Origin of the sequence: Sulfitobacter sp. CB2047 (assembly GCF_000735125.2) — a bacterium.
In the GTDB taxonomy this organism is placed as follows: Bacteria; Pseudomonadota; Alphaproteobacteria; order Rhodobacterales; family Rhodobacteraceae; genus Sulfitobacter; species Sulfitobacter pontiacus.
In genome coordinates this window covers 100665-126370 of sequence record NZ_CP072613.1, presented here as the reverse complement: position 1 = coordinate 126370, position 25706 = coordinate 100665, and the positions used below count along the sequence as shown (strand labels likewise).

Genomic DNA, 25706 nt, shown 5'->3' with positions numbered 1-25706 from the left:
CCCCTGTGAACGGCATTTTGCGCCGCCATCTCGCGGAGTTTCCAATCGAAGGACGTCAACCATATGCCCGGTCAGCGTTGAGGGTCTGCACGTTTACGTCTGAATAAGCTCGACAACCATGTTCTCCTCGGCCGTTCCGCTGGCGTCGCCTCGTCCCCTTGCAGGCTTCGCTTTTGTCCAAACATCAGCATGGCAGGTGTCAGGATGAGGGTCAGAAGGGTCGCGACAACCAGCCCCCCTACAATCGCGCTCGACAGTTCGGTCCAGTATTGGGTCGATGGCGCGCCAAAGACGATTTCGCGCGTGAAGAAATTCAGGTTGGCCCCCAGCACCATCGGCATCAGGCCAAGCGCCGTGGTAATCGATGTCAGAAGAACAGGCCGCAAGCGTTGTGCGCCTGTGCGCAAGGCGGCCTCGCGCGGGTGCATGCCAGAGGATCGTAGATCATTGTAGGTATCAATCAGAACAATGTTGTTGTTCACCACGATGCCCGCCAACGCGATAATCCCGATGCCCCCCATCACAACGCCAAAGGGGCGCCCCGTGACGATCAAGCCAAGCAGAACACCCGCGACCGAGAAGATGATCGCGCTCATCACGACGAAGGCTTGGTAGAAGCTGTTGAACTGAAGAACCAGGATCACCAGCATCAAGACAATCGCGGACACGAAGGCACCAACAAGGAACACCATCGCTTCGGTCTGGTCCTGCGCCTCGCCGGCAAAGCTATAGCTGACCCCGTCGGGCAAATCCGCGGCGTCCAGGGCTTGTTGCAACGCCGTCACCTGATCGTTGACCAACAAACCGGGTGCAACATTTGCCTCTATCGTCACGACGCGCTTTTCATCGACGCGTGTGATCGTGCCCGTCCGCTCAACCGGCTCGAAGGTGACAAAGTTGGAGATCGGCACCAATCCGGCAGAGGTGGGAACGCGCAGGTTTCCAAGCTCTGACAAAGACCGTTCCTCGGCCGGGAAACGTACGCGGATATCCAGCTCTCCGTCCGCGTCTTCGGGCCGGTAATCCGCGACGGCGATGCCTTGGGTCAGCAGCTGAACGGCCTGCCCCAAAAGACTGACATCTGCACCATATCGCGCGGCTTCCGCCCGGTTCACGCGGATGGACACCTCTACCCCCGGCAGCGGCAGCGTGTCGGTCACATCCGTGAAGCCGCCGATCTGCTCCATGATGGACAAGACCTGCGCGACAGCATCACCCTGCACGGCCGGATTGCGCGCCGCGATCTGAAGGTTGATCGGCTTGCCAGCAGTGGGTCCGCCGCTTTCGGTCTGGACCTGAACATCAATGCCCGCAATGTCTGCGACATCACGCCGGATATCGGTGCCGATGGCTTCTGCCGCGCGCCGCCTGTCCCATTCGGTGAGCTCAAGCTGTATCGTACCGATGGTTTCTTCGCTGCCCTGCCCTGCGCTCATCGTGGATCGGGCATAGACAGTGGCCACTTCATCGTAGCCCATCAATCGCTGCTCGACTCTGCGCACCAACGCGTCACGCTCGTAGATAGAGAAGTTGTCACGAGCGAGCACCTGCACCTGCATGAACTCAGGCTCTACCGAGGGGAAAAACGACAGGCCGGTGCCGAACTGCCCGTATAGACCAAAGCTGCCAAGCAGCATGGCAAGCGCCAGAAACGCCGTCGCACCGGGCCTGAGGATTGCCCATTCCAACAGACGCACATAGGCCCCCGTCAGCCCGCCAATGCGCCGTGGGTCACCGTTTTCAGCTTCGCTGAGCGCACGTTTGGCCGCCGCATTTTGCGGCTGGCGTTTCCCGATGAGGCCACCCAGCACCGGGATAAAAATAAGCGCCATGAAAAGGGATGCGAAAAGGGTCAGGATCACAGTAATGGGCAGGAACTTCATGAACTCGCCGACCATGCCGGTCCAGAACAGCAGCGGAAAGAACACGCTTAAGGTCGTGGCGGTTGAGGCGATGATCGGCCAAGCCATGCGCTTGGCGGCATAGGCATAGGCTGTTTGCGCATCATCCCCCTCTTGCAGACGACGGTCCGCCAGCTCGACCGTTACGATGGCCCCATCGACCAGCATCCCGACAACCAAAATCAGCGAAAAGAGTACCACGATATTCATCGTGAACCCCATCGCCCAAAGCGCCGTTACCCCCACCAGAAACGCCCCCGGAATGGCAAGACCGACAAGGATAGCCGATCGAAGGCCAAGGGCAGCCACGATGACGATCATAACAAGCAAAACCGCTGCAATGACGTTTGCCTCCAGGTCGCTCAGCAAAGTCTCTACCTGCTCGGACTGATCTTGCAGGTAGGTTACCTCGATGCTTTCGGGCCAATCCTTGCGCAGCTCTTCCAGCGCAGCACGCGTGGCCGCGACTGTTTCGATGATATTCGCTCCGGACCGCTTTTTCACCTCAAGCGCAAGCGCCGGTTGCCCGTCGATGCGTGCGTAGCCCGTCGGATCTTGGAAGGTGCGGCGGACGGTTGCGACGTCTTCGAAAGTCACCACCGTATTTCCGCGCACCTTTACCGGAATTTCCATGACGTCTTGCAGGTCCTCGATCAGGCCCGGCACCTTGAGCACGATGCGCCCGCCCCCCGTCTCGATGGCCCCCGCCGCAATCAAACGGTTGTTCCGCTGAAGCTGGCCGATCAGCTCATCAAAGCTCAGGTTGTAGGTTTGGAAAACGGTCGGGTCGATCAGTACCTCAAGGAATTCGTCCCGCGCGCCGCCAATCTCGACCTCCAGAACGCCGGAGAGCCCTTCGATGGCTTCTTGCGCGTCATCGGCAATTGCGTTCAGCGTTCGCTCTGGCACCGGCCCCGAAATGAGCGCGGTGATAATCGGGAAGAGCGCCGTGTTGATCTCTGTCACCGTGAGGTCATAGGCGTCTTCGGGCAAATCTCCCTCGACCCTGTCTGCGGCTTCCCGGACTTTGCGCAGCGCTTCGTCGATGTCTCCGCCGGGGGTGAATTCAAGCTGGACGTTTGCATAGCCTTCGGATGCGTTGCTTTGGATCTTCTCAAGCCCGGCAATCGCGGCGAATTCGGATTCCATCGGCTCGATCAGCAGGCGTTCGGCATCAGACGGGCTGATCCCTTCAAGGCCCGTGGAGACGTAAACAAGCGGTAAAGGTACCTCGGGGTTGGCTTCTTTGGGGATGGCGACATAGGCGACCGCGCCTACGCCCAAGAGCATAAGAAGCACCATCAGAACGACCCGGCTACGCGAGAATGCGGCGTCAATAATCGTATTCATTCCCGCTGCCCTTTGTCGCTTGCCGCGTCACTATCGGGAATGGGAAGCGCGGGCTGCCCATCTTGAGGGGGGCTGTTTTCCTCACCGTCATCCGCGTTGGTCTGCAACGACGGTGCCACCTTTTCGCCCTCGTTCACGAAACCCTGACCGACAGTGATGATGCGCACCGCGTCCGACAGGCCGCTGACATACAGGCCATCGATCTCTGCCCGCACGATGCGAATGGGGGTGAACACAACCATATCATTGTCATCAACGGTTTTGACGCCCAAGCGCCCCTCTGGGCTCAGCGATATCGTCGAGGGCTGCACGAAATGCGCGCTTGTCGAACCGGTCGGGATCCGAATTTCGGCGGAAATACCGGCGGGAATGGCACCGTCTTCGTTCGGCACGGTGATCTTGGTGAGGAACGTGCGGGTTTCGGCATTTGCAGCCGTGCTGACAAAGCTCACCGTGCCTTCACGCTCTTCCCCAGTGATGAAATTCACCGTCGCCGTCTGGCCGCTTTTGATCTTACCAAGCGCCTGTTGTGGTACCTGCAACGCAACTGTCAGCGGCCGATTATCAACGATGCGCCCGACTTCGGCACCCGCCTGAATAAACTCACCCGCATCAAGTGACAGCTCTTCGACACGTCCGGTAAACGGGGCCGTGATAACAAGTGCCTCTATCGCCTCTTGCGCTGCGGTCACGGATGCTTCGGCGGCGGCAAGCGTGGCGCGTGCTTGGCTGACCCGATCGGCAGTCGCCACCCCTCTGTTCAATAGCTCAGTCGCGTTGTTGAACTCTCGGTCCGCACGGGCGAATTCTTCGCGGGCCCGCGCAAGATCTGCCTGAGCTCCCGTCGCAGAGAGCCGAGCAATCACCGCGCCGCCCTCGACCTCTTCCCCCTCCATCACCAAGACATCCACGACGTCGCCTGACGCCTCGGCGCGGATCGACGTATCGCGGTCAGGTTGAGCCTGTCCTTCCGCCTGAAAGGATATCGTGACCTGTTGAGGCGTCGACTTTTCAACCGCCACGGCAACCGGCTTGGCGGGGGCAGTTTCAGCTTGCCCTGCGTCTTCGTCACCCGAGGGCAGGATATACCCGCTGCCCATCCAGCCGACGATGGCGACAACCAAAGCTGCAGCAATCCACGCCGACCGCGACGCGCCTTTATCGTCCTCGAAAGACAATTGCTCTTTGTTTTCGCTGTCGCTCATTTCCAGTTGGCCTTCACTCTCACACACAGGGTTCCTTTTCAGACATGCATACCATGTAGGCCGCCGTTCAAAGAGGTCGCATCATATGACGCTTTTTAGAAACAGACCAGCAGTCTGTAAGCGGGAAATAGACGGTGCGCATGAAACGTCAATGTGACGTCGAGGCATCCAGCGATCCTACCGCTGAAACGAAGCGCAATCGCGATGGATCAAACGCGCTTTGCTGACCACGTACGACCTCATTCGGCATTTAGCTGCTCATGGGTCTTGAACAGTGAATGACACGGGCCTAGGTGTTTACCGACCAACGATCTGTATGGCTATGGAGACGTCGCATTGTCAGAGACCGGTACAAAAAGAGACAGCCGTGTGCGTATGGCGCCAGCGGTAAGGCGAGACCTTATCCTTGATGCGGCCCAAGCGCTGTTTATGGTGCGGGGCTGGGATGCCGTGACAATCGCGGATGTTCAGGAAGCGGCAGGCATTTCACGCGGCGGTTTCTACCACCACTTTGCTGCAAAAGAAGACCTGTTGAGCGGGCTTATCGCGCGCATGACTGAACAAGCGATGCAGACCACTGAAGCCGCGATGAGCCAGAACAACGGCGATGCATTGGTCCAGTTGAACGGTTTGCTGGATGGCGCGGCGCAATGGACGGCCGACAACGTCAACGAACTGCGCGGTTTGGTGCAAATCTTCTCACGGCCCGGCAACGAGATCCCCTACCGCCGGATCTGTGACGCCGAGGCGGCGGTCGTGATGCCGGTCCTTAAAGCCATCATTGAATCCGGTATTGCTGAGGGAACATTCAACCCCGTTGACGCAGGGCTGACCGCCGAGCTGATGCTAAGCCTTTCGCAGGGCCGTCGGGAGGTTCTCATCGAGGTATTTGACCTGGCGAGCGCGAACGATCTGGACGCGGCAGTTGACGCACTTGACAGGCGTCTTCGATCTGAAGGTGAAATCTGCGACCGATTGCTCGGACTACCCGTAGGTAGCGTCGCCCTGGCAAACCGCACCGAATACCGCCGAATGCTGGCCGGCTTGGTCCAGTAGCGGCGGATGATATGCGCGAGTTTGCAACGCGACGCTCCGACTACATCCCAGGCAGCCATAGCGCCAGTTGCGGGAACAGGATCAACAAGAACACCAGCAGCACCGAACATCCCATATAGGGGAAGGCAGATCCGTAGATCTCGCGCATGGTTGTGCCCTTGGGGGCGACGCCCTTCATCACGAAAAGCAATAACCCGAAGGGCGGTGTCGTAAAGCTGATCTCGAGCGCCAGCAGGATCACCAGACCGAACCACACCGGATCAAATCCCAGCGTTGTGGCGAGCGGGAAAAAGATCGGTACGGTCAGCAACATCATTGAGATCTGCTCCATGAACATACCCAGCAGCAGCAGTACCCCGAACATCACCAGCAGCATCGCCACAGGAGCCAGATCAAACGACGTCGCCCACCGGATCAACCCGCTGGAAGCACCGGAAAATGCCAGCAACTGGCTGAAGGTGGCCGACCCAAAGACGATGAGATAGGCCATCAGTGTCACGCGCATCGCGCCGATCACCGATTTCTTCATCGCTTCCCATGTGAGGCAACGGAAGGCCACCGCCAAGATCAACACACCAAGCGCCCCGAATGCCGCGGCCTCGGACGGGGTGATCAGCCCGCCCACCATGCCAATCACGATCACGACCATGACTGACAGCATGGGCACCACATCGCCGAAGAACAGGCGCATCTTCTGGCCAAAGCGCAGGTCTTCAACCTCGTAAGCGGGGGCGGCGTCGGGATCGATACGGGTCTGAATATAGATTGTCGCGATATAAAGGCTGGCAAGGATGAGCCCCGGAATGATCCCCGCGATCAACAATGCGCCCACATCGATCCGCGCTAAGGTTGCCAACAACACGGCCAGCGCCGAGGGCGGGATGATAATCGCCAGACCACCCGTGCCAAGGATCGGACCGATGGACATATGCTTTTTATACCCGCGTTCCGTCATCTCTGGCACCATCAGGCTGCCCAGCAACGCGGTGGAGCCCATGGACGATCCAGACAGCGTTGAAAATGCCGTGCCGCCCAGAACCGTGACATAGGACAGCCGCCCCGGCAGCTTGCCCAGCAAACGGTCGATGGCATTGAACATGCGCTTGCCCAAACCGGTGTAGAAAAAGATTTCGCCCATCAGCAAGAACAACGGGATCGGCACCAGCGCATAGTTGGTCAGCCCGCCGAACCCATTGTTCAGCAGCAGCGTGACCCCTTTGGCTCCGCCCATAAAAAACCACGCCCCAACGATATTGGCTGCGAGAAAAGCCAAGGCAACCGGCATCCCGATGGCCATCAGCACCAGAATAGAGCCCAGCAAAAGGGCCAGCGATTCAAACCATTCCATTATTCGTGTACCCCTGCTTCGCCGGAGTGCATCAGGTCATCGCCAAAAATAAATCGGGAAAATTCAATCGCCATCAGGCCAAAGCTGACCGGAAAGGCCAGCGTCAGTATCCATTTCGGAAAGTAATACGCACGCACATCCAGATCATTGCGCGCGATGTTGTTCAGGCACAGCTCTGCCCCTTTCCACGCCAGTATCAAGGACACGACAACACAAAGCACCGCGACCAGCCGGCTGACAAAGCGCCGTGCCGCTTCGGGCAGCGCCGCGGTCACCAGTTCGATATGCACATGCCCTTTCTCGCGTACCAGCCAAGGTGCGCCGAGCATGGTCATATACAGGATCGCATATTCAGAAGAGGTAAAGAGCCACGCAAAGGGCTGCATCCCGCTGTTGCGCATCACCACTGACAGAATGACCGAAATCATCAGCCACACCAGCATGGCCCCAGCAATCCCCGCCATCGCGTAAAGGAAACCTCTGTAAATTTGTCCGACACGCGCCATGGCTGCCCCTTTTGAACGAAAGCAGGCGCGCCCCATCAGGGCGCGCCAGATGTGGCTTACTGATTTTTCTGCGCGTCGTAGAACAGCTCGATCAGTTTGTCGTAGTTCCCGTCGCCTTGGGGGCTTTCGGCCATCAGGCCCTTCATCCGGTTCCACGTATTCTCTGTCGCCGCTCCCAGATATTTTTGCGCCGCTTCGCCTTCCAGCGTCACAACGGTCATGCCTGCCTCTTCGAGCTTGGCGAAGTCTTCATCACGCACCGCGCCCAGCTTCTCGGCCGAGGCTTTCTCGTGCTCGATCGCCACGTCTTGCAGGATTTTGCGTGCCTCGTCCGAGAGAGAGTTCCACTTGTCGAGGTTCACAATCGTGCCAAGATCGGTCGAGAAAAAGCAGGGTTCAATCCGGTAGTTCAGGAACTCGTTCCATTTAAGGTCAATCAGGCCGATCTGCGTCCAGCCTGTTGCATCGACCACGCCACGTTCCAGCGCAGAATAAACCTCGGTTGTGGGCAGATCGATCACCTGCGCGCCCAGATAGTCGGTGAAGAAGGCGTTATAGACCGCGTTGCCCCGCAGCTTGAGCCCCGACACATCCAGGTTCCCCTCTGCGTCAAGGCTGGGCTCATTACGGGTCCACAGGTTGTAGCATACACCGGAATCGAACCAGCCAAGGTATTTGACGCCCATCTTCTCTTGGTGGATCTGGTCGATCAGGTCCAACCCGCCATTGGCGCGGGTTTCGACCGCGGTTAGGTTGGATGTGACCAGCGCGTCTTTTTCAGGCAAAGCCCCTGCGTAAAAGCTGCCCGGCGTATAGACCATATCGACCACACCCGACCGGACGGCGTCGGGCTGCTGGAACATGCCAATGGCTTCGGGGCCACCGCGCACTTCGATCTGCACAACGCCTTCACCGGCGGTGTTCACCTTGTCCACAAATTCAAGGAACGACTTGGTATAGATCAGGGATTCAGGAAAGGCGTGTACTGCGGTCAGCGTCTCTTGCGCAAAAGCCGCCGTGGTCAGCGCCGTCGAGGCGAGGATACCGCCAAGGATTGTCTGTTTCATCGTATATACTCCCGGTTGGTGGGGCTGTTGGACCCCGTTATGTTGCCGTCCTGTCCCTCTTGCGGGGATCAGCACGTCTTAGGATGCGGGCACTGCCCACGGGTGCGCGGCAAACCGTGCCGTGCGAAAATTTTTGATGCGGTCGTTATGCTGGGCGGTCAGGTCGATATCATCCCAACCGTTCACCAGTTTCTCTTGCCAGACGGGATCCAGTTCGAACGTCAGGGTATGCCCCGCGATCACCGCTGCACATTTTTCCAAATCCACTGTCGCGCTGACAGCATCGGTGCCGATCGCGTCCAGCAGGGCGTCAATCTCTGCATCGCTCACACGGGCGGGCAGCAGTCCATTGTTGACGGCATTGCTTTGAAAGATGTCGCCAAAGCTCGGGGCAAAGACGGCCCTGATCCCGAAATCAACCAGCGCATAGACCGCCGCCTCGCGGCTTGAGCCGCTGCCGAAGTTGCGCCGCGTGATCAACACATCTGCCCCCGCATGGCGATCAAGCACATGATCCGCCGCATCCTGACGCAAGTCATGCAACAGGAACTTGCCATAGCCGTCAGCCCGCGGTGCCGACATAAAGCGCGCCGGTATAAGCTGATCGGTATCGACGTTTTCCTGCGGCAGCGCGACGGCGGTGCCATTGATCTGTGTCCAGCCGGTCATGCGCGTCCCTCCAGCAGCGGGCGCACATCGGCGAGGTGCCCGGTCACTGCGGCGGCGGCGACCATGGCGGGGCTCATCAGATGGGTCCGCGCCCCGCGTCCCTGACGGCCCTTGAAGTTACGATTAGTCGAGGACGCGCAGCGTTTCCCCGCCTCGACCCGATCGCCATTCATGCCGACACACATCGAACAGCCCGATGCAGCCCATTCAAGCCCCGCTTGGGTAAACACGTCGGCCAGCCCTTCGGCTTCGGCCTGCTTCTTGACCTGCGCCGATCCGGGCGACACCAACCCCGGCACAACGGCCTTGCGCCCTGCCAATACTTTGGCGGCTAGGCGCAGGTCTTCGATCCGGCCATTGGTGCACGATCCGATAAACACCTGATCCACTGCAATCTTGTCCAGCGCCATTCCCGGTTCCAGCGCCATATACTCCAGCGCCGCGCGCGCCTGCGCCTGTTTGCTGCCCGACAGCCGTGCCGGATCAGGTACATGTCCGGTGATGGGCAGCGCCTCTTCGGGGGAGGTGCCCCAGGTCACGGTTGGCGCGATATCGCTGGCGTTGATTGCAACCTCGCGGTCGAAACGGGCATCTTTGTCAGTCGCAAGCTGGGACCAGTCCCGCAGGGCCGCCTCCCAATCCGCGCCTTTCGGGGCAAAGTTGCGCCCTTTGATATAATCGAATGTCACCTGATCCGGGGCCACCAACCCCAACCGCGCACCCCCTTCGATGCTGAGATTGCACAGCGTCAGGCGCCCCTCCATGCTCAATGCGCGGACAGCGGGGCCGGCATATTCAATCGCGTGGCCGCGTGCGCCATCGGCCCCCAGCTCTGCGATCCAGTGCAGCGCCAGATCTTTGGCTGTGACACCGGCCCCCAGTTCGCCGTCCACGGTGATCCGCATCGTTTTGGGGCGTTGTTGCCAGATTGTCTGCGTCGCCAGAATATGCGCCACCTCTGTCGCACCGACGCCAAAGGCCAGCGCACCAAAGGCCCCATGAGTAGAGGTATGGCTGTCGCCGCAATTGATCAGCAGCCCCGGCAAGGTCAGCCCCTGTTCGGGGCCGATCACATGCACAATGCCCTGCCCCGGATCGCGCAGATCGAATAGCCGGATGCCCTGCGCCTTGGCGTTGCGCCCCAATGTGTCGATCATCCGCCGGATATCCGCCGCCATCTCGCCGGCGCGGGTGGGGGCATAGTGATCGACGACCCCAAAGGTCAGATCAGGGGCGGCGACCTTCATGCCGCGGCTCTCCAGTTTCACAAATGCGTGGTGCGATCCTTCGTGCACCAGATGTCGATCGACCCATAGCAGTGACGTGCCATCATCGCGTCGCATCACCTCATGTGCGGCCCAAAGCTTGCCAAAGAGGGTCTGCGGCGCGGTCATTCTGCAGCCCCCTTCCGGCCCGGTTTCACCACCGGTTCCCAATGGCGCGCCTCGCCTGCGCCGACACGGCTCAGCGCCATTTCAAGGCGGAACATATCGGGGCGGTAGAGCGCAGACAGGTATTCAACCCCGCGTCCATCCTCATCCTTCACCACACGGTCCAGCGACAGCAGCGGCGCGCCGACGCTGACCCCGAGGGCATCCGCCACATCGGGCGACGCGAGGGTCGCGCTTACCGTTTGATGGGCTGAATCAACCTTGACGCCAGACCGCTCCAGCAAGCGGAAAAGCGGCGTCGTCGCCAGCTCTGCCTCTGTATAGTTATGTGCGATATCTTCGGGCACCCAGGTGGTCAGGTGGGAAAACGGCTCCCCTTCCACCAACCTCAGACGCACCGCAACCTGTACACGCGCTTGCGCATCCAGCCCCATCGCGGTGGCCACACTGCCCGGCGCGGCACCATAGCTAAAGGATAAAAGCCGCGCGGTGGTGTTCTGCCCCATCTCGACCAACTGCGGCATCAATGTATTGAAATCCGCTGCAAGCGCGGGCTGCACCTTGGGCGCGCAAACAGTCGTCCCCGATCCGGCACGGCGCGAGATCAGCCCGTCCCCTTCCAGCGCGTCCAGCGCACGGCGCACGGTCACCCGCGATACATCCAGCGTCACCGCCAGCTTTTGCTCGCCGGGCAAAACCGCACCGGCAGCGTAGACGCCGCGCATGATCTCTTCGTGCAGATGCAGGTAAACGCGCCGCGCCTTCCCCCCTTCGGGAAGCCCCCTGCCCTTCGAAGATGTGCTTTGAAGTGTCATTTGAATCCTTCCAATCCCTTCCAACCCTACAAAGAGTTTTTTCAAAAGCAAGAAATCTATCTGACAAAAATCAAATTATTTGATCTATGCACATTTAATTATCTGTATTACAAAAAATACAGATCTGACGCAGGAGGCTTTATGCCGATCATCGAGATTCATGTGCTGCAAGGGTATGACGCAGCCCAGAAAACAAGGCTGTGCAAGGCGCTGACCAATGCCGCCCGCACGGTGATTCCCGCGACACCGGATGCGGTGACAGTGATGATCAAGGAGATGCCCGCCACCGATTATATGCGCGGCGGCCAGCACCGGTCGCCCGCCCCCGCCCTGCCGGATGCCCCGTCGATGGTGGCGCGGTACCTGCACTCGATGGAGCAGCGCGACATCGTTACCGCCCGCACGCTTTTAGGCGACGGGTTCACCATGCACCTCCCCGGTGCCGCGCCTATGACAGAGCTTGATGATCTGCTGGAGTGGGCCGCGCCGCGCTATCGCTTCGTCAAGAAAACCATTGCCTCCATTGACCTTGCGCCCGGCGACGGGCCGGCCACGGTCGTCTATTGCCACGGCACGCTGTCAGGCGAATGGCCCGACGGGACCGCCTTCTCCGATATTCGCTTTATCGACCGCTTCGAAGTCACCGACGGCTTCATCACCCGCCAAGACGTCTGGAATGACATCGCAGAAACAAAGGCCCAATCATGACCCAAGACATCGACCCGATTACACTGGCCGTTCTGGCCGGACGGATGGAACAGATTGCCGACGAAATGGACGCAACCCTGTTCCGCGCCGCCTTTAACCCGATCATCGCCGAAGCACATGACGCGTCGCACGGGCTGTATCATGCGGTGTCGGGCGACACGCTGGTGCAGGGCAAGTCCGGGCTGCCGATCTTTGTCGGGGTGATGTCATTTGCCGTGAAGGCGGTGATCGACAAAGCGGCCGAGAATGGCGATCTGGAAGACGGCGACATCTATATCTTCAACGATGCCCATCTGGGCGGCACTCACCTGTCCGACATGCGGTTGGTGCGCCCCTATTTTCACGACGGCAAACTGTTTTGCTATCTCGCCTCGGTCGGGCATTGGCATGATGTGGGCGGCGCGGTGCCGGGCAACTACAACCCCGCCGCAACCGACGCCTTCCAAGAAGCCTTCGTCCTGCCCCCTGTGCGTCTTGCCAAAGCGGGCAAGGTCCAGACCGACATTATCGACATCCTGATGCGCAACACCCGCCTGCCGCAATCGGCCCAAGGCGATCTGAACGGCCAGCTCGGCGCGCTTGATCTGGGCAAAAAACGTCTGGACGAACTGCTGGCGGAATACGGTGCCGACACAGTGCGCGCGGCGTTGGATGCGCTGCAGGACCGCGCCGAAACCCTGATGCGGACAGAGCTGACAGACCTGCCAGATGGACGCTGGGAGGCAGAGGATTTTCTGGATAACGACGGCATCACCGATACGCCGCTGCCGATCAAGGTCGCGCTCGAGATCAAGGGCGATCAGATGCTGCTGGATTTCACCGGCACGGCAGACCGCTGTGCAGGGCCGGTCAATATCGCGCTCCCCACGGCGGTGGCCACGGCCTATGTCGCGATCAAACATATCTTTCCCAGCCTGCCCGCCAACGCCGGTGTGATGCGCCCGATCGAGGTGAAGATCCCCGAAGGGTCGCTGCTGTCCGCCCCCTTCCCGGCGCCGGTCGGCGGCTATACCGAAACGATCCTGCGGATGGTCGATGTGATCTTTTCCGCCGCGTCGCAGGCGGCACCGGACCGCGTGGTTGCCAACGCGTATGGCACGATCAACGCGCTGTCGATTTCGGGCAAACGCGCGAATGGGCAACCCTGGGTGATGTTCAGCTTTTACGGCGGCGGGCATGGGGGCTCTCCCGAAGGGGACGGGCTGAACCACGGCAATGCGCCGATCTCCACCGCGACCATCCCCCCGATGGAGATCCTCGAATCCGCCTATCCGGTGATGTTCAAACAATGGGCCCTACGCCCCGACAGCGCCGGTGCGGGTCAGCATCGCGGCGGCATGGGGGCCACCTACGAGATCGAAGTGCTTGAGGAATCCGCCACCGCCTTTCTGTTCGGCGAACGCGGACGCTTTGCGCCGAAAGGGGTCGCAGGCGGGGGCGACGCGGCGCTGAACCGGTTTGAGTACGAACAAGACGACGGCTGGCACGCCCCGCCCATGGCCTCGAAAATGGTGGGCATCAAGCTGCAACGCGGCCAGTCCGTACGGCTCGATACCCCCGGCGGGGGCGGCTATGGCGCGCCCGCAAACCGTGCTGCGGCCGATGTGGCCCGCGACGTGGCGGGCGGCCTGCTGACACCCGACTACGCGACACAGACCTATGGCCCTGACTGGAAAGAGGTGACCCAATGACCAGCGCAAACCGCATGATCGGCGTCGATGTCGGCGGCACCTTCACCGATATCTTCGTTCTGGACGAGGCGACAGGCAGCGCGCAGGTTGCCAAGGTTCCCACCTCGCGCCCCGACCAATCGGCGGGCTTTTTGTCGGGCATCGGATCGCGGGTCGATGATCTGTCGACTGTCTCTGTCGTCGTGCATGGCACCACGGCCGGCACCAATGCGCTGCTGGAACGCAAAGGTGCCAAGATCGGCGTGATCACCACGATGGGCCTGCGCGACGTGCTGGAAATGCGCCGCCGTGACCGGCCGCGCACTTGGGGCCTGCGAGGGGATTTCACGCCCGTTGTCGATCGCGCCTTGCGCCTTGAAGTACCGGAACGCACGCTTGCCGATGGCACGATCCGTCAGGCGGTGGACCTCGAGGCGGTGCAAGCCGCCGCGCAAGAGCTGCTGGATCAGGGCTGTCTTGCCTGTGCGATCCTCTTTGCCAACAGCTATGCCAATGCCGAAAACGAAAGACTGGCGGTCGAAGCCGTGCGCGCCATGTGGCCGAATGCCCATGTCTCGGCCTCAAGCGAAATCCTGCCCGAGATCCGCGAGTTCGAACGGTTCTCTACCACCGCGTTGAACGCCTATCTGCAACCCGAAGTCTCTGGCTACCTCGCGCGGCTTGAAACCGCGCTGAAACAGGACGGGTTTGCAGGCGAGTTCATGATCGTGCAGTCCAATGGCGGGGTGATGGACGCGGCGACCGCAGCGCGTCTGCCCGTGCGCACGGCGCTGTCGGGTCCGGCAGCGGGGGTCATCGCCGCGGGTTACATCGCCGAAGCCGCCGGTTTTCCCGATATCATCACCGGCGACATGGGCGGCACCTCTTTCGATGTGAGCCTGATCGCCAAGGGCCAGTCGATGCTGTCGCAGCAGACCTCGATCGACTTCGGCATGGTGGTCCGGTCCCCCATGATCGAGATTGCGACAATCGGCGCGGGCGGTGGCTCCATCGCTTGGGTCGATAAGGGCGGCTTGCTGAATATCGGGCCGGAAAGCGCCGGGTCCACGCCCGGCCCTGTCGCCTATGGTCAGGGGAACACGCGCCCCACTGTGACCGACGCCAATGTCGTTCTGGGCCGTATTGATCCCGACAACCCCATCGGCGGCAAGCTGGACCGGCTGGACGTGGAGGCGGCAAAGGCCGCGATCCTTGAACATGTGGGCACCCCCCTTGGGCTTGACGCCCTACAAGCCGCCGAGGCGATCTTGCGCGTGGCCAACAGCCGCATGGCCGGCGCGCTGCGACTTGTCTCTATCGAGCGCGGGTTTGATCCAAAACGCTTTGCGTTCATGCCCTTTGGGGGCGGTGGTGCGCTGCATTCCGGTGCCATGATGGCAGAGGTCGGTCTGGCGCGGTCCATCGTGCCGCGTTACCCGGGGGTAACATCTGCCATGGGCTGCGTCATCGCGGATATGCGGCAGGATTTCGTGCAAACCATCAACTCGACTCTGTCGGGCATCGACCTTGGGGCGCTGACCGGTTTCATGCAAACCCACGTTGATGACGGGCTTGCCACGCTTGAAGCCGCGCGCACCCATTTTGAACGGCGCGATACGGAGTTCACGCTTGATATGGCCTATCTCGGCCAGACGCATACGGTATCGGTGACACTGCCGGTGACCGTGACCGATGGCACAGTGACACCCCCGACAGAGGACGATATCTCGGCGGCATTCGACAGCGCCTACCGCGCCACCTATGGGCGGCTGCTTGAGAATGGCACGCGACGGGTGATCAACCTGCGCTCTGCCATCACCGGACGGCGCCCGCGCTTTGATCTGTCCACGCTCGCCCCCGTCGGTGGCAGCGTTGAAGACGCGCTGAAAGGCACGCGGCAGGTCCACTTTGACGGTCAATGGCACGAGACGAAGCTCTATCACCGTCTTTCCTTGCCGGTCGGTGCCGAAGTCCCCGGCCCCGCAATCCTTGAACAACCTGACACAACCGTGTTGATCGAACCCGGACTGGTCGGCAAAGTCGACGCCTACGGCAACACTCTGATCGAAAGGGCCACCGCATGACCCCTGCCACGACCGCTTTGCTGACCATCGACCTGCAAAATGATTTCCTGCATCCGGAAGGCGCCTATGGCCGTGCGGGTCAGGCGGCCGAGAGCATCCTCGCCCTGCCCGACCGGATCGCGCCGCTCAAGTCCGCGCTGACCAAGGCGGGCGGCACCTATATCTCGGCGCAGTTCACGCTGGTACCGGGACGCGATGACGAACCGCTGATCGCCGCGCATCTCAAGAAACTGCGCCCCTTCCTGACCAAGGGCGACTTTACCCCGGGCGGCTTCGGCCACGCGCTGGTAGATACGCTCGCCCCGGCGGATTTCACGATCGAGAAAGTCGCCTACTCCGCCTTTTACCAGACACGGCTTGAATATGTGCTGCGCGCGATGAAGATCGACACGCTGATCATCGGCGGCATCGTCACCAACGGCGGTGTCGCCAGTACCGTGCGGGATGCCCATCTGCGCGACATCCATACGGTGCTGCTGTCGGACGGTTGCGCCGCGTTCAAACAGGACGTGCACGAGGCGACGCTGACCTCGCTGGGGTCGGTGACGCAGGTGATGACCTGCGCCGAAGCCACCGCCGCTGTCGGAGGTGCCCAATGACCCTGCGCCAACGCCTGACCGCCCCCGATATTCTGATCGCCCCCGGTGTCTATGACGGGCTGACCGCCGCCCTTGCCACCGACGCGGGGTTCGAGGCGCTGTATCTTTCCGGTGCAGCGGTTGCCTATACCCGTTTGGGCCGCCCCGACATCGGGCTCAGCACCGCGTCCGAGATGACCGATACGATGGCGTTGATTGCCGATCGCACAGACCTGCCGGTGATCATGGATGCCGACACCGGTTTCGGAAATGCACTGAACGCGCGGCGCACGATGCAAAGCTATGAACGCGCGGGGGCCTCTGCTTTGCAGGTAGAGGATCAGACCTACCCCAAAAAATGCGGCCATCTGTCTGATAAATCGCTGATTTCGAAAGAGGAAATGGCTGGCAAGATCGCCGCCATGGCCGATGCGCGCCGCCACGATACGCTGATCATCGCCCGCACCGACGCCATCGCGGTAGAAGGCTTTGACGCGGCGATTGATCGCGCGGGCAGCTATATCGACGCCGGTGCCGATGTGCTATTCATCGAGGCCCCTCGCGACAGCGGAGAGCTTTCGCGCATCGCCGATACCTTCAAGGGGCGTGTCCCGCTGCTGGCCAATATGGTGGAAGGCGGCGCGACCCCGATCTCTTCGGCGACCACGCTCGAGGATATGGGCTTCGATATCGTGATTTTCCCCGGCGGCATCGTGCGCGCTTTGGCGAGATCGGCGCAGGACTATTACGCGAGCCTGAAGGCAACCGGCTCTAACAAAGCGTTTTCCGACCGGATGCATGATTTCGACGGGTTGAATGCCGCGATTGGCACCCCCGAGATGCTGGCCCTTGGAAAGCGGTTCGATGGCAAATCCTGATGTCGCCGCCCCGCCGTCGGCTTTCGATCTAAAGGTCGAAACCCTGATCATCGGCGCGGGGGCCTGCGGGATGATCGCGGCGCTGGCGGCGCATGAGGCGGGTCAGGATGTGCTGCTGCTAGAGGCCGACGCGATCCCCACCGGCTCTACCGCGCTGAGCGCCGGGTTGATCCCCGCGGCAGGGACGCGCCTGCAACAGGACGCGGGGATCAGCGACAGCCCCGACGTTTTTGCCACCGACATTCAGGCCAAGGCGCACCACGAAAACGATGATGCGCTGGTCACCGCGATGGCCCGCACCGCCCCTCAGGTCATCGACTGGCTTGTCGAAACACATGGGCTGCCATTCTCCCTCGTGCGTGACTTTGATTACCCCGGTCACAGCCAACGGCGGATGCACGGGCTGCCCTCACGGTCGGGGCGCGAATTGATCGACGCCCTGCGCGCGCGGATCGAGGCGCTTGATATTCCGCTGATCTGCAACCGCCGCGCCATTCGGCTTTATGCGGCAGGGGCAACGCTCGCAGGGGCGCGGGTGTCGTTGCCTGACCAAAGCGGCGAGGATATCGGCTGCGACCGGCTGATCCTTGCGTGCAACGGGTTCGGCGGCAACCGCGCCATGGTCGCCCACCACATGCCGGATATCGCGGACGCGATCTGGTTCGGCCATGACGGCAACCGGGGAGAGGCGATCAGCTGGGGCGAGGCGCTTGGCGCCCGCCGCCGTCATCTGGGTGCCTATCAGGGGCACGGCAATGTCGCCCACCCTCATGGCATCCTGATCACATGGGCCACAATCACCGAAGGCGGCGTTCAGGTGAATACCAGCGGCACGCGGTTCTGGAACGAAGCGCAGGGCTACTCCGAAGCGGCGCGGGCAGTGCTGGCGCAGCCTGACGGCGTGGCGTGGACCATATTCGACGCCCGCATCGCCGAGATTGCCCGCCAGTTCGAGGATTTCAAGAACGCCGAGGCCCAAGGGGCGGTGATCACAGGGGATACGGTCGAAACACTGGCTGAAAAGGCCGGATTGCCCGCAGATGTTTTGGCGAAAACGATCACTGATATTCCGGCGGGCGGGCGGGATGCCTTTGGCCGCACATGGGGTGCGGCGTCCCTTTCTTCCCCCTTCTGCGCGGTGAAGGTGACCGGCGCGCTTTTTCACACGCAAGGCGGGCTTGAGGTTGACCCGACGACGGCCAAGGTGCGCAGGGCAGAGGGTGGCACATTCGACAATCTATATGCCGCTGGCGGGGCCGCTTGCGGAGTATCAGGCAAGGGCGACAGCGGCTATCTGTCGGGCAACGGCTTGCTCGCGGCTGTCACGCTCGGGTACATCGCGGGGGGCGGATAGGGTTTTGCCACCATCCTGCGTCTCGCGCGGTCGTTGACCGCTTTGTCCCTTACTCGGCTGTCCAACCGCCATCGACCATCAAGGCTGTGCCCGTCACCATGGCAGAAGCATCGCTCGCGAGGTAGACGATCGGGCCCATGATATCCTCGATCTCGCCGACGCGGCCCAGTTTGATCTTTTCTTCAATCCAAGCCAGACGCGTGGGATCGGATAAGGTTTGCTCTCCCAAAGGCGTACGGATGAAGGTCGGGCATAGCGTGTTGATGCGCACCGCCTTTGGGCCCCATTCGATTGCCATCGCTTTCACCATCCCTTCCAAAGCGTGCTTCGATGCGCAGTAGACCCCCCGATCAATGCCGCCGACATGGCCCATCTGACTGCTCACATGGATGATCGAACCGGGACGGCCCGCTGCGATCATTTGGTCGGCGGCGGCCGTGGAAAGGAAATAGGCTGCCCGAAGGTTAACATTCATGACGGCGTCGAAATCCTTGGGCGTGGTGTCGAGCGCAGGCCCGTGGCGGGCCATGCCGGCGGAATTGACCACGATGTCAACCGCCCCAAGGCCGGCAAACGCCGCGCGGGTCGCATCCACATCGGTGATGTCGAGCTCTTGCGTCTCGCAGCTCAGGCCCTCGGCCTTCATCGCCGCGTGCAACTCTCCCAACGGCCCGGCCCTGCGCGCGGCGCAGACGACATGCGCCCCCGCCCTGGCCAAGGCCGTCGCGGCCCCCAGGCCGATGCCAGACGTGGCACCGGTCACAAACGCGCGTTTCCCCGAAAGGTCAAACCCGGCAAAGGACGGAAGTTGCATCAAGATCTCCTATGTTAACAGCGGTCTACTCGGCCGCGTCGCGGTAGCTTGCGGCTTCGCCATACGGTACGTTCTCACCGCCATAGCGCCGCACGCGGACATTGCATTGTTCGGCGTGCCCCACAAAGCCTTCCAACATGCATAGACGCGAACCATAGGCCCCGACCATTGCTGCAGCCTCATCCGTCATAATCTTCTGATAGGAATGGGTCTTGAGGAATTTACCAACCCAAAGGCCCCCTGTATAGCGCCCCGCCTTATGCGTGGGCAGCGTGTGGTTGGTCCCGATCACCTTATCGCCATTGGCGACATTCGTACGCGGGCCCAAAAACAGCGCGCCATAGCAGGTCATGTTTTCCAAGAACCAGTCATCACGGTCCGTCATGACCTGCACATGCTCCGACGCGATATCATCCGCCACCTGCAACATCTCGTCGTAGGTATCACAGACGATCACCTCGCCGTATTCCTCCCAGCTTGTCTGGGCTGTGGCCGCTGTCGGGAGAATGTGCAGCAGCCGGTCAATCTCGGCCAAAGTATCCTCGGCCAATTGACGCGAATTGGTCAGCAAAACGGCAGGGGAGTTATAGCCGTGTTCCGCCTGCCCCAAGAGATCGGTCGCGCACAGCTCGGCATCCGCTGCTGTCTCATCCGCGATAACCATCGTCTCGGTCGGGCCGGCGAAGAGATCAATACCCACCCGTCCGTAAAGCTGGCGCTTGGCCTCGGCGACGAAGGCATTGCCGGGGCCAACCAGCATGTGTACCGGATCGATCGTCTCTGTGCCAAGCGCCATAGCCCCGACCGCCTGGATCCCGCCCATGACATAGATTTCATCCGCCCCGCCCAAATGCATGGCGGCAATAACAGCTGGGTTTGGTTTCCCGTTGAAGGGCGGCGTGCAGGCCACAATGCGCGGTACTTCGGCAACCTTGGCCGTGGCGACGGACATATGCGCGCTGGCGACCATGGGGAATTTCCCGCCCGGAATGTAGCAGCCGACGGATTGAACCGGGATATTCTTGTGCCCCAGAATAACCCCCGGAAGCGTCTCTACTTCGATGTCGGTCATGGAAGCGCGTTGCGCGCGGGCAAAATTCACGACCTGCTCTTGCGCAAACTGAATGTCCTGCAATTCGCGTGGGCTGAGCTGACCGATCAGGCCGTCAATCTCTTGCTGGCTTAGCCGGAAGGTTTCCGGGCTGTAGCTGTCGAACTTTTCGCTCAATTCGCGCACCGCTGTGTCGCCGCGCGTTTCGATGTCCTGCAAGGTCTGCTCGACGACCGCACGGGTCTTGGCGTCGTCATCGGCACGGGCAGCATCGGATTTGCCCTTCTTGAGGTAGGTAATTGTCATGGTTCGGTCCTTTGGTCAGGCGCTGGCAGTGATAGGTCATTTGTAGGCTGACCAATCCGAGTTGCAATATTTTCTGAATATGCTGCAATTATTTCATAGTCATGTCAGCGCGCGTCTCTCTTTTTGAAATCTTCCACAAGCGCTGCACCGCCCAATTGCATGAGCGTGTGTTCGGACCCCACGACAAAGAAGCTCCCGCCGGCGTCGCGGTGCGCGTCTAGGGGCTCTGTCGGGGCGCAATAGAGTCCCGTGGCCGCCCCTGTCACGGAAAGGATGTCCCGCGTCATCTTTGCCACTTCAGGCGCAAAGAAATCGGACAGACCATGAGAAACGGCCAGATCAGCGCGCCCGATAAAGAGCGCATCTACGCCGTCTACATCCGCAATTTCACTGTGGTTGACCACGCCGTCGGGGTCTTCAATCTGGCAGATCAAGGCGACTTCACTTCGCGCCACGGACAGATGCTCTTTCAGGCTGCGGCCTGCATAGTCGGCCGCCCGTGACGTGCCGGCAAAACCACGCCCGCCGGGCCCGTAAGTCACGGCGCGCGCCAGTTCTTTGGCCTGCGCTGCGGTTTCGACATGAGGCACCATGACACCGGCCGCGCCGCCGTCCAGCACATTGAGCACCCAATCCGCTGTTGCCACTGGCACGCGCACCACGATGGGGCACCCTTCGGCACGTCCGGCCATTGTCATGGCGTCAACGGTGCCCCGATCAAAGGGCGCGTGCTCTGCATCGACGACGAGGAAATCGAACCCTGCCCGGGCCATGATTTCGATCACGATCGGATGGGGCGTTTTGATGAAAGCCCCGAGCATGGGCTCTCGTGCGACCAGCCGCGCCTTGAATTCAGCATTCGTCATCATTTCCAGTACCCTCCTTGGCCCTCAAGCCGTTTGCATTTCGATATTTTCCGCAGCGCCCAAGGCTTTGCGAGAGAAGACCACCAAGACCGCGAACACGATCGCGGCTGCCGCCGTCGCCGGCCAAGGCGGCATCAGCGCAAGCCCAATCGGCACGACCCAAAGCAGCCGCGACAAACCGCCCCAAGGCAGCCGTGCGCCGCCCAGAAGATGCGCAACGCCCAAGGCGAAAACGCCCCCTGACAGGATGGCACGCAAGATGTCTCCGGCTTCGCCACCGCCCAACATGCCGGGATAGGCGAGGAACAGCATTGGCAAGGCATATGCGGTCGCCCCAAGGCGCAACGTCTCGCCCGCGACCTTCATCCACGGCGCCTGCGCAATGGTCGCCGCAACGAAAACACCAAGGCAGACAGGCGGCGTGATGACCGACAGCGCCGCGTAGTAGAGCACAAACATGTGCACCACGAGCGGATCAATACCCTGTTGGATCAGCGCCGGTGCGAAAACAGCCGCGACCATGACGTAGGCTGCCGAGGTCGGCAGGCCCATGCCCGCGATCAGGCAGACAATGGCCATGAGCCCGGCAATAAGCCAGATTTGCCCCTGCCCGATCGCCAACACCGCTGCTGTTACCGCGACGCCAAACCCGGTGAGGTTGATCATGGCGACAAACACCTGTGCGCCGACCAGAAGGATACCGACAATGACAACACCTTTTCCGCCCGCTTCCAGCGCGCGAATGATAATGCCGATGACGGCACGGGGATCCTCACCACTCGAGATCCGCGCGACAAGGACAGCCACCAACATGGCAATCATGCCGTAACAGGCCGTCAGCTCGACGGAATTGCCGTTGAGGACGCCAAATCCAAGCCCCAGCAAAGCGGCGACAATAGGGGCGAGCCGCGCAAAGGTCATGGCACCGCGCCAGTCGGGTAGATCTTCGGACGTCACCGGACGAAAGCCCTGACGGCGCGCGATGACGTGAACGGTTGAATAGATGCCAAGGTAGAACAACAGCGCAGGCACAACGCCCGCAAGCGCGATTGACCAGTAATTCACGCCCACAAGCTCGGCCATGACAAAGGCGGCAGTCCCCATGATCGGGGGGGCGAGCTGCCCGCCGGTCGATGCGATAGCCTCTACCGCGCCGGCATAGGCAGGGGGGTATTTCAGCCGCTTCATCAGGGGAATGGTGAAGTTCCCCGTCGTTGCGACATTGGCGACGGTCGAGCCGTTGATCGCCCCAAAGAAGCCCGATGCGAAGGTCGCGATTTTCGCCGCCCCACCGGGCCGGGAGCCACCCAAACGGGCCGAGAGGTCAAAGAATGTCTCGCCTGCGCCCGTGTGCAACAGGATCGCGCCGAACAGCACAAATGCTGCCAGCGTCGTCGAGGCCACATTGACCAGCATACCCCATAGGCCACGGTCGGACAGGAAGATGATCTCGGTGAGATAGCCGGCGTCAAAGCCACGGTGCCCGAATTGGCCGGGGATCAAATAGCCGAAGAATGCATAGGTCACAGCCGCGATGACGATAAGGGGGAACACCCAGTTGGAGCTGCGCCTTGCCAGTTCAAGCACGCAGGCCAATGTGCCGAACCCCATGACCATATCCCAACCGTTCGCCCAAGGCAGATCGTTCATAATGGTTTCGTAGTTGGCTATGATATAGGCACCTGACACCGTCACCACGCCGACGATTACCGCATCGATCGCGATACCAAGCGGGCGCAGGCGGCTGCCTTCGAAAAGCGGGTGCATCAGCACAGCAAGGGCGGTGATCATCATCACAAAGATCGCACGCTGCACGAGCGATTCAAACGGCCCGTTGAAAGAGGTGTAGAACACAAACACCCCCAGAAGCACTGCAAGAGCCGCGATGGCGGTCTGTCGAAAATGAGCGAAGATCGGAAGAGTATGCATCACGGCACCTTGGCGAAAATGGTAAATAGAGGGGCGACACACGCCGCCCCTTTTGAGGTCAGGTCTTTTACTTGAGGCGCGCAGGCACGGTCAGGCCGATTTCCTCGTAGTAGCGGATGGCACCAGGATGCAGCGGGCTGGTTGCGTATTGCAGGGTCAGCTCTGGCAGGTTCAAACCCTTTACCGTCGGGAAAGCGGCGGATTGCTCGTCCATATTCTCCATCACGGCTTTGGTCAGGTCATAGGCCGTCTGGTCGTCCATATTGGGGCGCGCAGAGACACCGATCATGAATCCCCAGACCTTGTAAGGGCCTGTGTTCTCCATCTCGCCGCCCGGCATGTCCACGATGGAAAGCTCCGGCAGCGCTTCGCGGATCTTGGCTTCTTGCGCGTCGTCGATGCCAAGCGCTGTCAGCGGTGTGAAGGCCGCGATATCGGTGGTAAGCGCATCGAAAGACGTTCCCACGGCGCTTTTGACGAAGCCTTCGGACCGGCCGTCTTTGATGGCGTTGGCCTGTTCACTGTTGGTCCCGCGCACCCAATCAGGCGAGATTTCCAGCAGGTCGAACACAGCCAAGGCCGTGGCCTCGGTCGACGACCCACGCATGCCCGGTCCGAACTTCTTGCCGTCGATATCCGACAGTTTCTCGATACCGGAATCGCGGCGAACGACGACGTTCTGCGGTGCCAGAGAATAGGCCCACAGGAGTTTGGATTCGATCGGTTTGCCGTCGAAGCTCTTGATGCCATTGTAGGCGTGATACAGCGTCGACGTCGTGATCAGCCCGATATCCAGCTGGTCGCGCGCCATGCGTTTGAGGTTATCGACCGTAGCACCCGTTTCCACGACCGACGCCTGATAGGCATCCGGATAGGCAGAGTTGATGATTTTCGCGAGCGAGGCGAAATAGGCATAATGCGCGCTTTGCGAATTGGTCGCACCGAAAGCGAGCCGCGTTTCAGCCTGAGCGGGCAAAGCCACCCCAAGCCCGGCAAGGGACAGTGCAGCGGCGACAGCGAAGTTGCGTAGTTTCATGGGTATCCTCCAAATATCATGAAACGATCCCGATAGGGACGTTCGAACGGAGGTTAGCCACAGTGCATAGCCGCTATGCAATTCCTGTCTGCGTTAATGAAATAATTTCACTACCCGCTTTGACGTTCTTGGAGTTCACCCGCCAAAACACGGATATCACCGGTCCCGACATAGCTCTCGGCGCTTAATATGATATCTACAGCTTGATCCAGCATGCGGCGCAGTGGCTGGCGCATTGTGGTCAGCCGGTAGGATTCCCACGCCGCCATCGGAATGTCGTCGAACCCGATGACAGCCAGATCACCGGGGACCGAGATGCCTTTGTTTCGTGCAGCATCGAGCATGGCAATCGCCATGATGTCATTGGCGCAGAACACGGCGTCCGGCATCGGACGCTGGACCAACATTTCTTGCGCAGCGGCATAGGCTTGGCGGTAGCTGAACCCGCCGTCGAACTGGACAGCGATCTCGCGTCCGGCCTCTTCCAACTGGTCGCGAAACCCTCGCATGCGTTCCAGATGCGTCGAGGTATCACGCCGCCCACCGATAAAGGCGATGCGCTGTCGGCCACCGTCCAGAAACCGCCGCGCTATCGTTCGCGCGCCCCCGTAATTGTCGCAGCACACCGCCATCATGGTACTGTCGGTCTGTACGCGATTCAGCAACACGGCGGGAATTCCGTTCTGACGACAGGCACGCGCGAGCCCGGAGGTGATTGTGGAGCTTGCCAGAATGACCCCCTGCGTGCGGAAGTCGATGACTTGACGGATCATCGTGTCCACATCTTCGGCCGCTGGCACCACATGCATAATCGCCTTGAGCCCGCGCCCTGGTAGCATTCGGGTCAATTCGTCCATCACAATGGGATAGAACGGGTTTCGCATTTCGCTCACCACCATCGAGATCGTGTTGCTGGATTGTTTGGCCAACACCTGATCGACCTTGCTGACGTAGCCAAGCGCCGTGGCAGCAGCAAAGATCGCTTTGCGCTTATCCTCGGCAATCGGGGCATTCCCCCGATACGCGCGCGACACGGCAGACACCGAAACGCCCGCGCGGGCGGCAACATCTTTGGCAGTGACCTTTTTCATATCGATTGCCTCACCCGATTGCTGCGCTTGCCC

At 60.8% G+C, this 25706-nt stretch carries 21 protein-coding genes; 7 read left to right on the top strand and 14 right to left on the bottom strand.

Going from position 1 to position 25706, the window contains the following annotated elements; translation table 11 throughout:
- Positions 1–71: 71 nt before the first annotated feature.
- Both IV89_RS00580 and IV89_RS00575 read right to left on the bottom strand, forming a co-directional pair.
- Positions 72–3251, bottom strand: a complete 3180-nt coding sequence (locus tag IV89_RS00580) for an efflux RND transporter permease subunit (protein WP_037941493.1) — start codon at positions 3249–3251, stop codon at positions 72–74.
- A complete protein-coding gene (locus IV89_RS00575; protein WP_037941491.1) occupies positions 3248–4456 on the bottom strand; it encodes an efflux RND transporter periplasmic adaptor subunit in 1209 nt (402 codons plus the stop codon). The genes IV89_RS00580 and IV89_RS00575 overlap by 4 nt, the downstream gene beginning before the upstream one ends.
- A gap of 336 nt (positions 4457–4792) precedes the next feature.
- Between IV89_RS00575 and IV89_RS00570 the strand changes: the two genes are divergently transcribed.
- Positions 4793–5512, top strand: a complete 720-nt coding sequence (locus IV89_RS00570) for a TetR/AcrR family transcriptional regulator (protein WP_235183673.1) — start codon at positions 4793–4795, stop codon at positions 5510–5512.
- Between the two features lie 40 nt (positions 5513–5552).
- Here IV89_RS00570 and IV89_RS00565 read toward each other — a convergent pair whose 3' ends face one another.
- From IV89_RS00565 to IV89_RS00540, 6 genes are all read right to left on the bottom strand, one after another.
- Positions 5553–6860 carry a TRAP transporter large permease subunit gene (locus tag IV89_RS00565; RefSeq protein WP_005848587.1) on the bottom strand — a complete coding sequence of 436 codons (1308 nt, stop codon included), beginning with the start codon at positions 6858–6860 and terminating at the stop codon, positions 5553–5555.
- On the bottom strand, positions 6860–7366 hold the full coding sequence (locus IV89_RS00560; protein WP_037941489.1) for a TRAP transporter small permease: 507 nt from the start codon (positions 7364–7366) through the stop codon (positions 6860–6862). Before IV89_RS00560 ends, IV89_RS00565 begins: the two co-directional genes overlap by 1 nt.
- Positions 7367–7422: 56 nt before the next feature.
- Positions 7423–8433, bottom strand: a complete 1011-nt coding sequence (gene dctP, locus IV89_RS00555) for a TRAP transporter substrate-binding protein DctP (RefSeq protein ID WP_037941488.1) — start codon at positions 8431–8433, stop codon at positions 7423–7425.
- A 78-nt stretch (positions 8434–8511) separates the two neighbouring features.
- A complete protein-coding gene (leuD, locus tag IV89_RS00550; RefSeq protein ID WP_037941486.1) occupies positions 8512–9102 on the bottom strand; it encodes a 3-isopropylmalate dehydratase small subunit in 591 nt (196 codons plus the stop codon).
- The gene (gene leuC / locus IV89_RS00545; protein WP_037941485.1) at positions 9099–10496 is read right to left on the bottom strand and encodes a 3-isopropylmalate dehydratase large subunit; all 1398 of its coding nucleotides are present in this window, start codon (positions 10494–10496) and stop codon (positions 9099–9101) included. The genes leuD and leuC overlap by 4 nt, the downstream gene beginning before the upstream one ends.
- Complete coding sequence (locus IV89_RS00540; protein ID WP_037941484.1) at positions 10493–11308, bottom strand: GntR family transcriptional regulator; 816 nt, start codon at positions 11306–11308, stop codon at positions 10493–10495. The genes leuC and IV89_RS00540 overlap by 4 nt, the downstream gene beginning before the upstream one ends.
- Here IV89_RS00540 and IV89_RS00535 point away from each other — a divergent pair, their 5' ends adjacent.
- The 6 genes from IV89_RS00535 to IV89_RS00510 are packed head-to-tail and all read left to right on the top strand — an operon-like array spanning position 11309 to position 18580.
- Complete coding sequence (locus tag IV89_RS00535) at positions 11309–12016, top strand: tautomerase family protein (RefSeq protein ID WP_081858724.1); 708 nt, start codon at positions 11309–11311, stop codon at positions 12014–12016.
- The gene (locus IV89_RS00530) at positions 12013–13707 is read left to right on the top strand and encodes a hydantoinase B/oxoprolinase family protein (protein WP_005848598.1); all 1695 of its coding nucleotides are present in this window, start codon (positions 12013–12015) and stop codon (positions 13705–13707) included. The genes IV89_RS00535 and IV89_RS00530 overlap by 4 nt, the downstream gene beginning before the upstream one ends.
- Positions 13704–15770, top strand: coding sequence for a hydantoinase/oxoprolinase family protein (locus IV89_RS00525; RefSeq protein ID WP_037941482.1), 2067 nt, complete (start codon positions 13704–13706; stop codon positions 15768–15770). Before IV89_RS00530 ends, IV89_RS00525 begins: the two co-directional genes overlap by 4 nt.
- Positions 15767–16369 (top strand): isochorismatase family cysteine hydrolase, encoded by a 603-nt coding sequence (locus tag IV89_RS00520; protein WP_037941481.1) that lies wholly within the window; start codon positions 15767–15769, stop codon positions 16367–16369. Before IV89_RS00525 ends, IV89_RS00520 begins: the two co-directional genes overlap by 4 nt.
- Positions 16366–17226, top strand: coding sequence for an isocitrate lyase/phosphoenolpyruvate mutase family protein (locus IV89_RS00515; protein ID WP_037941479.1), 861 nt, complete (start codon positions 16366–16368; stop codon positions 17224–17226). The genes IV89_RS00520 and IV89_RS00515 overlap by 4 nt, the downstream gene beginning before the upstream one ends.
- A complete protein-coding gene (locus IV89_RS00510; protein WP_037941477.1) occupies positions 17213–18580 on the top strand; it encodes an FAD-dependent oxidoreductase in 1368 nt (455 codons plus the stop codon). The genes IV89_RS00515 and IV89_RS00510 overlap by 14 nt, the downstream gene beginning before the upstream one ends.
- 49 nt (positions 18581–18629) lie before the next feature.
- On the opposite strand, the gene IV89_RS00505 is transcribed toward IV89_RS00510, so the two are convergent.
- The 6 genes from IV89_RS00505 to IV89_RS00480 form a co-directional block, all read right to left on the bottom strand.
- Entirely contained in the window at positions 18630–19394 is a 765-nt protein-coding gene (locus IV89_RS00505; RefSeq protein WP_037941476.1) for an SDR family oxidoreductase, read from the bottom strand.
- Between the two features lie 25 nt (positions 19395–19419).
- The gene (gene hisD, locus IV89_RS00500; protein WP_037941475.1) at positions 19420–20751 is read right to left on the bottom strand and encodes a histidinol dehydrogenase; all 1332 of its coding nucleotides are present in this window, start codon (positions 20749–20751) and stop codon (positions 19420–19422) included.
- Between the two features lie 104 nt (positions 20752–20855).
- Positions 20856–21620, bottom strand: a complete 765-nt coding sequence (locus tag IV89_RS00495) for an aldolase/citrate lyase family protein (RefSeq protein WP_037941474.1) — start codon at positions 21618–21620, stop codon at positions 20856–20858.
- Between the two features lie 21 nt (positions 21621–21641).
- On the bottom strand, positions 21642–23546 hold the full coding sequence (locus IV89_RS00490) for a TRAP transporter fused permease subunit (RefSeq protein WP_037941473.1): 1905 nt from the start codon (positions 23544–23546) through the stop codon (positions 21642–21644).
- A gap of 67 nt (positions 23547–23613) precedes the next feature.
- Positions 23614–24582 carry a TAXI family TRAP transporter solute-binding subunit gene (locus IV89_RS00485; RefSeq protein WP_037941472.1) on the bottom strand — a complete coding sequence of 323 codons (969 nt, stop codon included), beginning with the start codon at positions 24580–24582 and terminating at the stop codon, positions 23614–23616.
- A 110-nt stretch (positions 24583–24692) separates the two neighbouring features.
- Positions 24693–25673, bottom strand: a complete 981-nt coding sequence (locus tag IV89_RS00480) for a LacI family DNA-binding transcriptional regulator (RefSeq protein WP_037941471.1) — start codon at positions 25671–25673, stop codon at positions 24693–24695.
- Positions 25674–25706 lie beyond the last annotated feature (33 nt).

Coding starts and splice junctions, on each gene's coding strand:
- IV89_RS00580 (WP_037941493.1), bottom strand. CDS start 3,251: ATGAATACGATTATTGACGCCGCATTCTCGCGTAGCCGGGTCGTTCTG.
- IV89_RS00520 (WP_037941481.1), top strand. CDS start 15,767: ATGACCCCTGCCACGACCGCTTTGCTGACCATCGACCTGCAAAATGAT.
- IV89_RS00485 (WP_037941472.1), bottom strand. CDS start 24,582: ATGAAACTACGCAACTTCGCTGTCGCCGCTGCACTGTCCCTTGCCGGG.
- hisD (WP_037941475.1), bottom strand. CDS start 20,751: ATGACAATTACCTACCTCAAGAAGGGCAAATCCGATGCTGCCCGTGCC.
- IV89_RS00575 (WP_037941491.1), bottom strand. CDS start 4,456: ATGAGCGACAGCGAAAACAAAGAGCAATTGTCTTTCGAGGACGATAAA.
- leuD (WP_037941486.1), bottom strand. CDS start 9,102: ATGACCGGCTGGACACAGATCAATGGCACCGCCGTCGCGCTGCCGCAG.
- IV89_RS00565 (WP_005848587.1), bottom strand. CDS start 6,860: ATGGAATGGTTTGAATCGCTGGCCCTTTTGCTGGGCTCTATTCTGGTG.
- IV89_RS00560 (WP_037941489.1), bottom strand. CDS start 7,366: ATGGCGCGTGTCGGACAAATTTACAGAGGTTTCCTTTACGCGATGGCG.
- IV89_RS00530 (WP_005848598.1), top strand. CDS start 12,013: ATGACCCAAGACATCGACCCGATTACACTGGCCGTTCTGGCCGGACGG.
- dctP (WP_037941488.1), bottom strand. CDS start 8,433: ATGAAACAGACAATCCTTGGCGGTATCCTCGCCTCGACGGCGCTGACC.
- IV89_RS00525 (WP_037941482.1), top strand. CDS start 13,704: ATGACCAGCGCAAACCGCATGATCGGCGTCGATGTCGGCGGCACCTTC.
- IV89_RS00490 (WP_037941473.1), bottom strand. CDS start 23,546: ATGCATACTCTTCCGATCTTCGCTCATTTTCGACAGACCGCCATCGCG.
- IV89_RS00510 (WP_037941477.1), top strand. CDS start 17,213: ATGGCAAATCCTGATGTCGCCGCCCCGCCGTCGGCTTTCGATCTAAAG.
- IV89_RS00495 (WP_037941474.1), bottom strand. CDS start 21,620: ATGATGACGAATGCTGAATTCAAGGCGCGGCTGGTCGCACGAGAGCCC.
- IV89_RS00480 (WP_037941471.1), bottom strand. CDS start 25,673: ATGAAAAAGGTCACTGCCAAAGATGTTGCCGCCCGCGCGGGCGTTTCG.
- IV89_RS00505 (WP_037941476.1), bottom strand. CDS start 19,394: ATGCAACTTCCGTCCTTTGCCGGGTTTGACCTTTCGGGGAAACGCGCG.
- IV89_RS00515 (WP_037941479.1), top strand. CDS start 16,366: ATGACCCTGCGCCAACGCCTGACCGCCCCCGATATTCTGATCGCCCCC.
- IV89_RS00540 (WP_037941484.1), bottom strand. CDS start 11,308: ATGACACTTCAAAGCACATCTTCGAAGGGCAGGGGGCTTCCCGAAGGG.
- leuC (WP_037941485.1), bottom strand. CDS start 10,496: ATGACCGCGCCGCAGACCCTCTTTGGCAAGCTTTGGGCCGCACATGAG.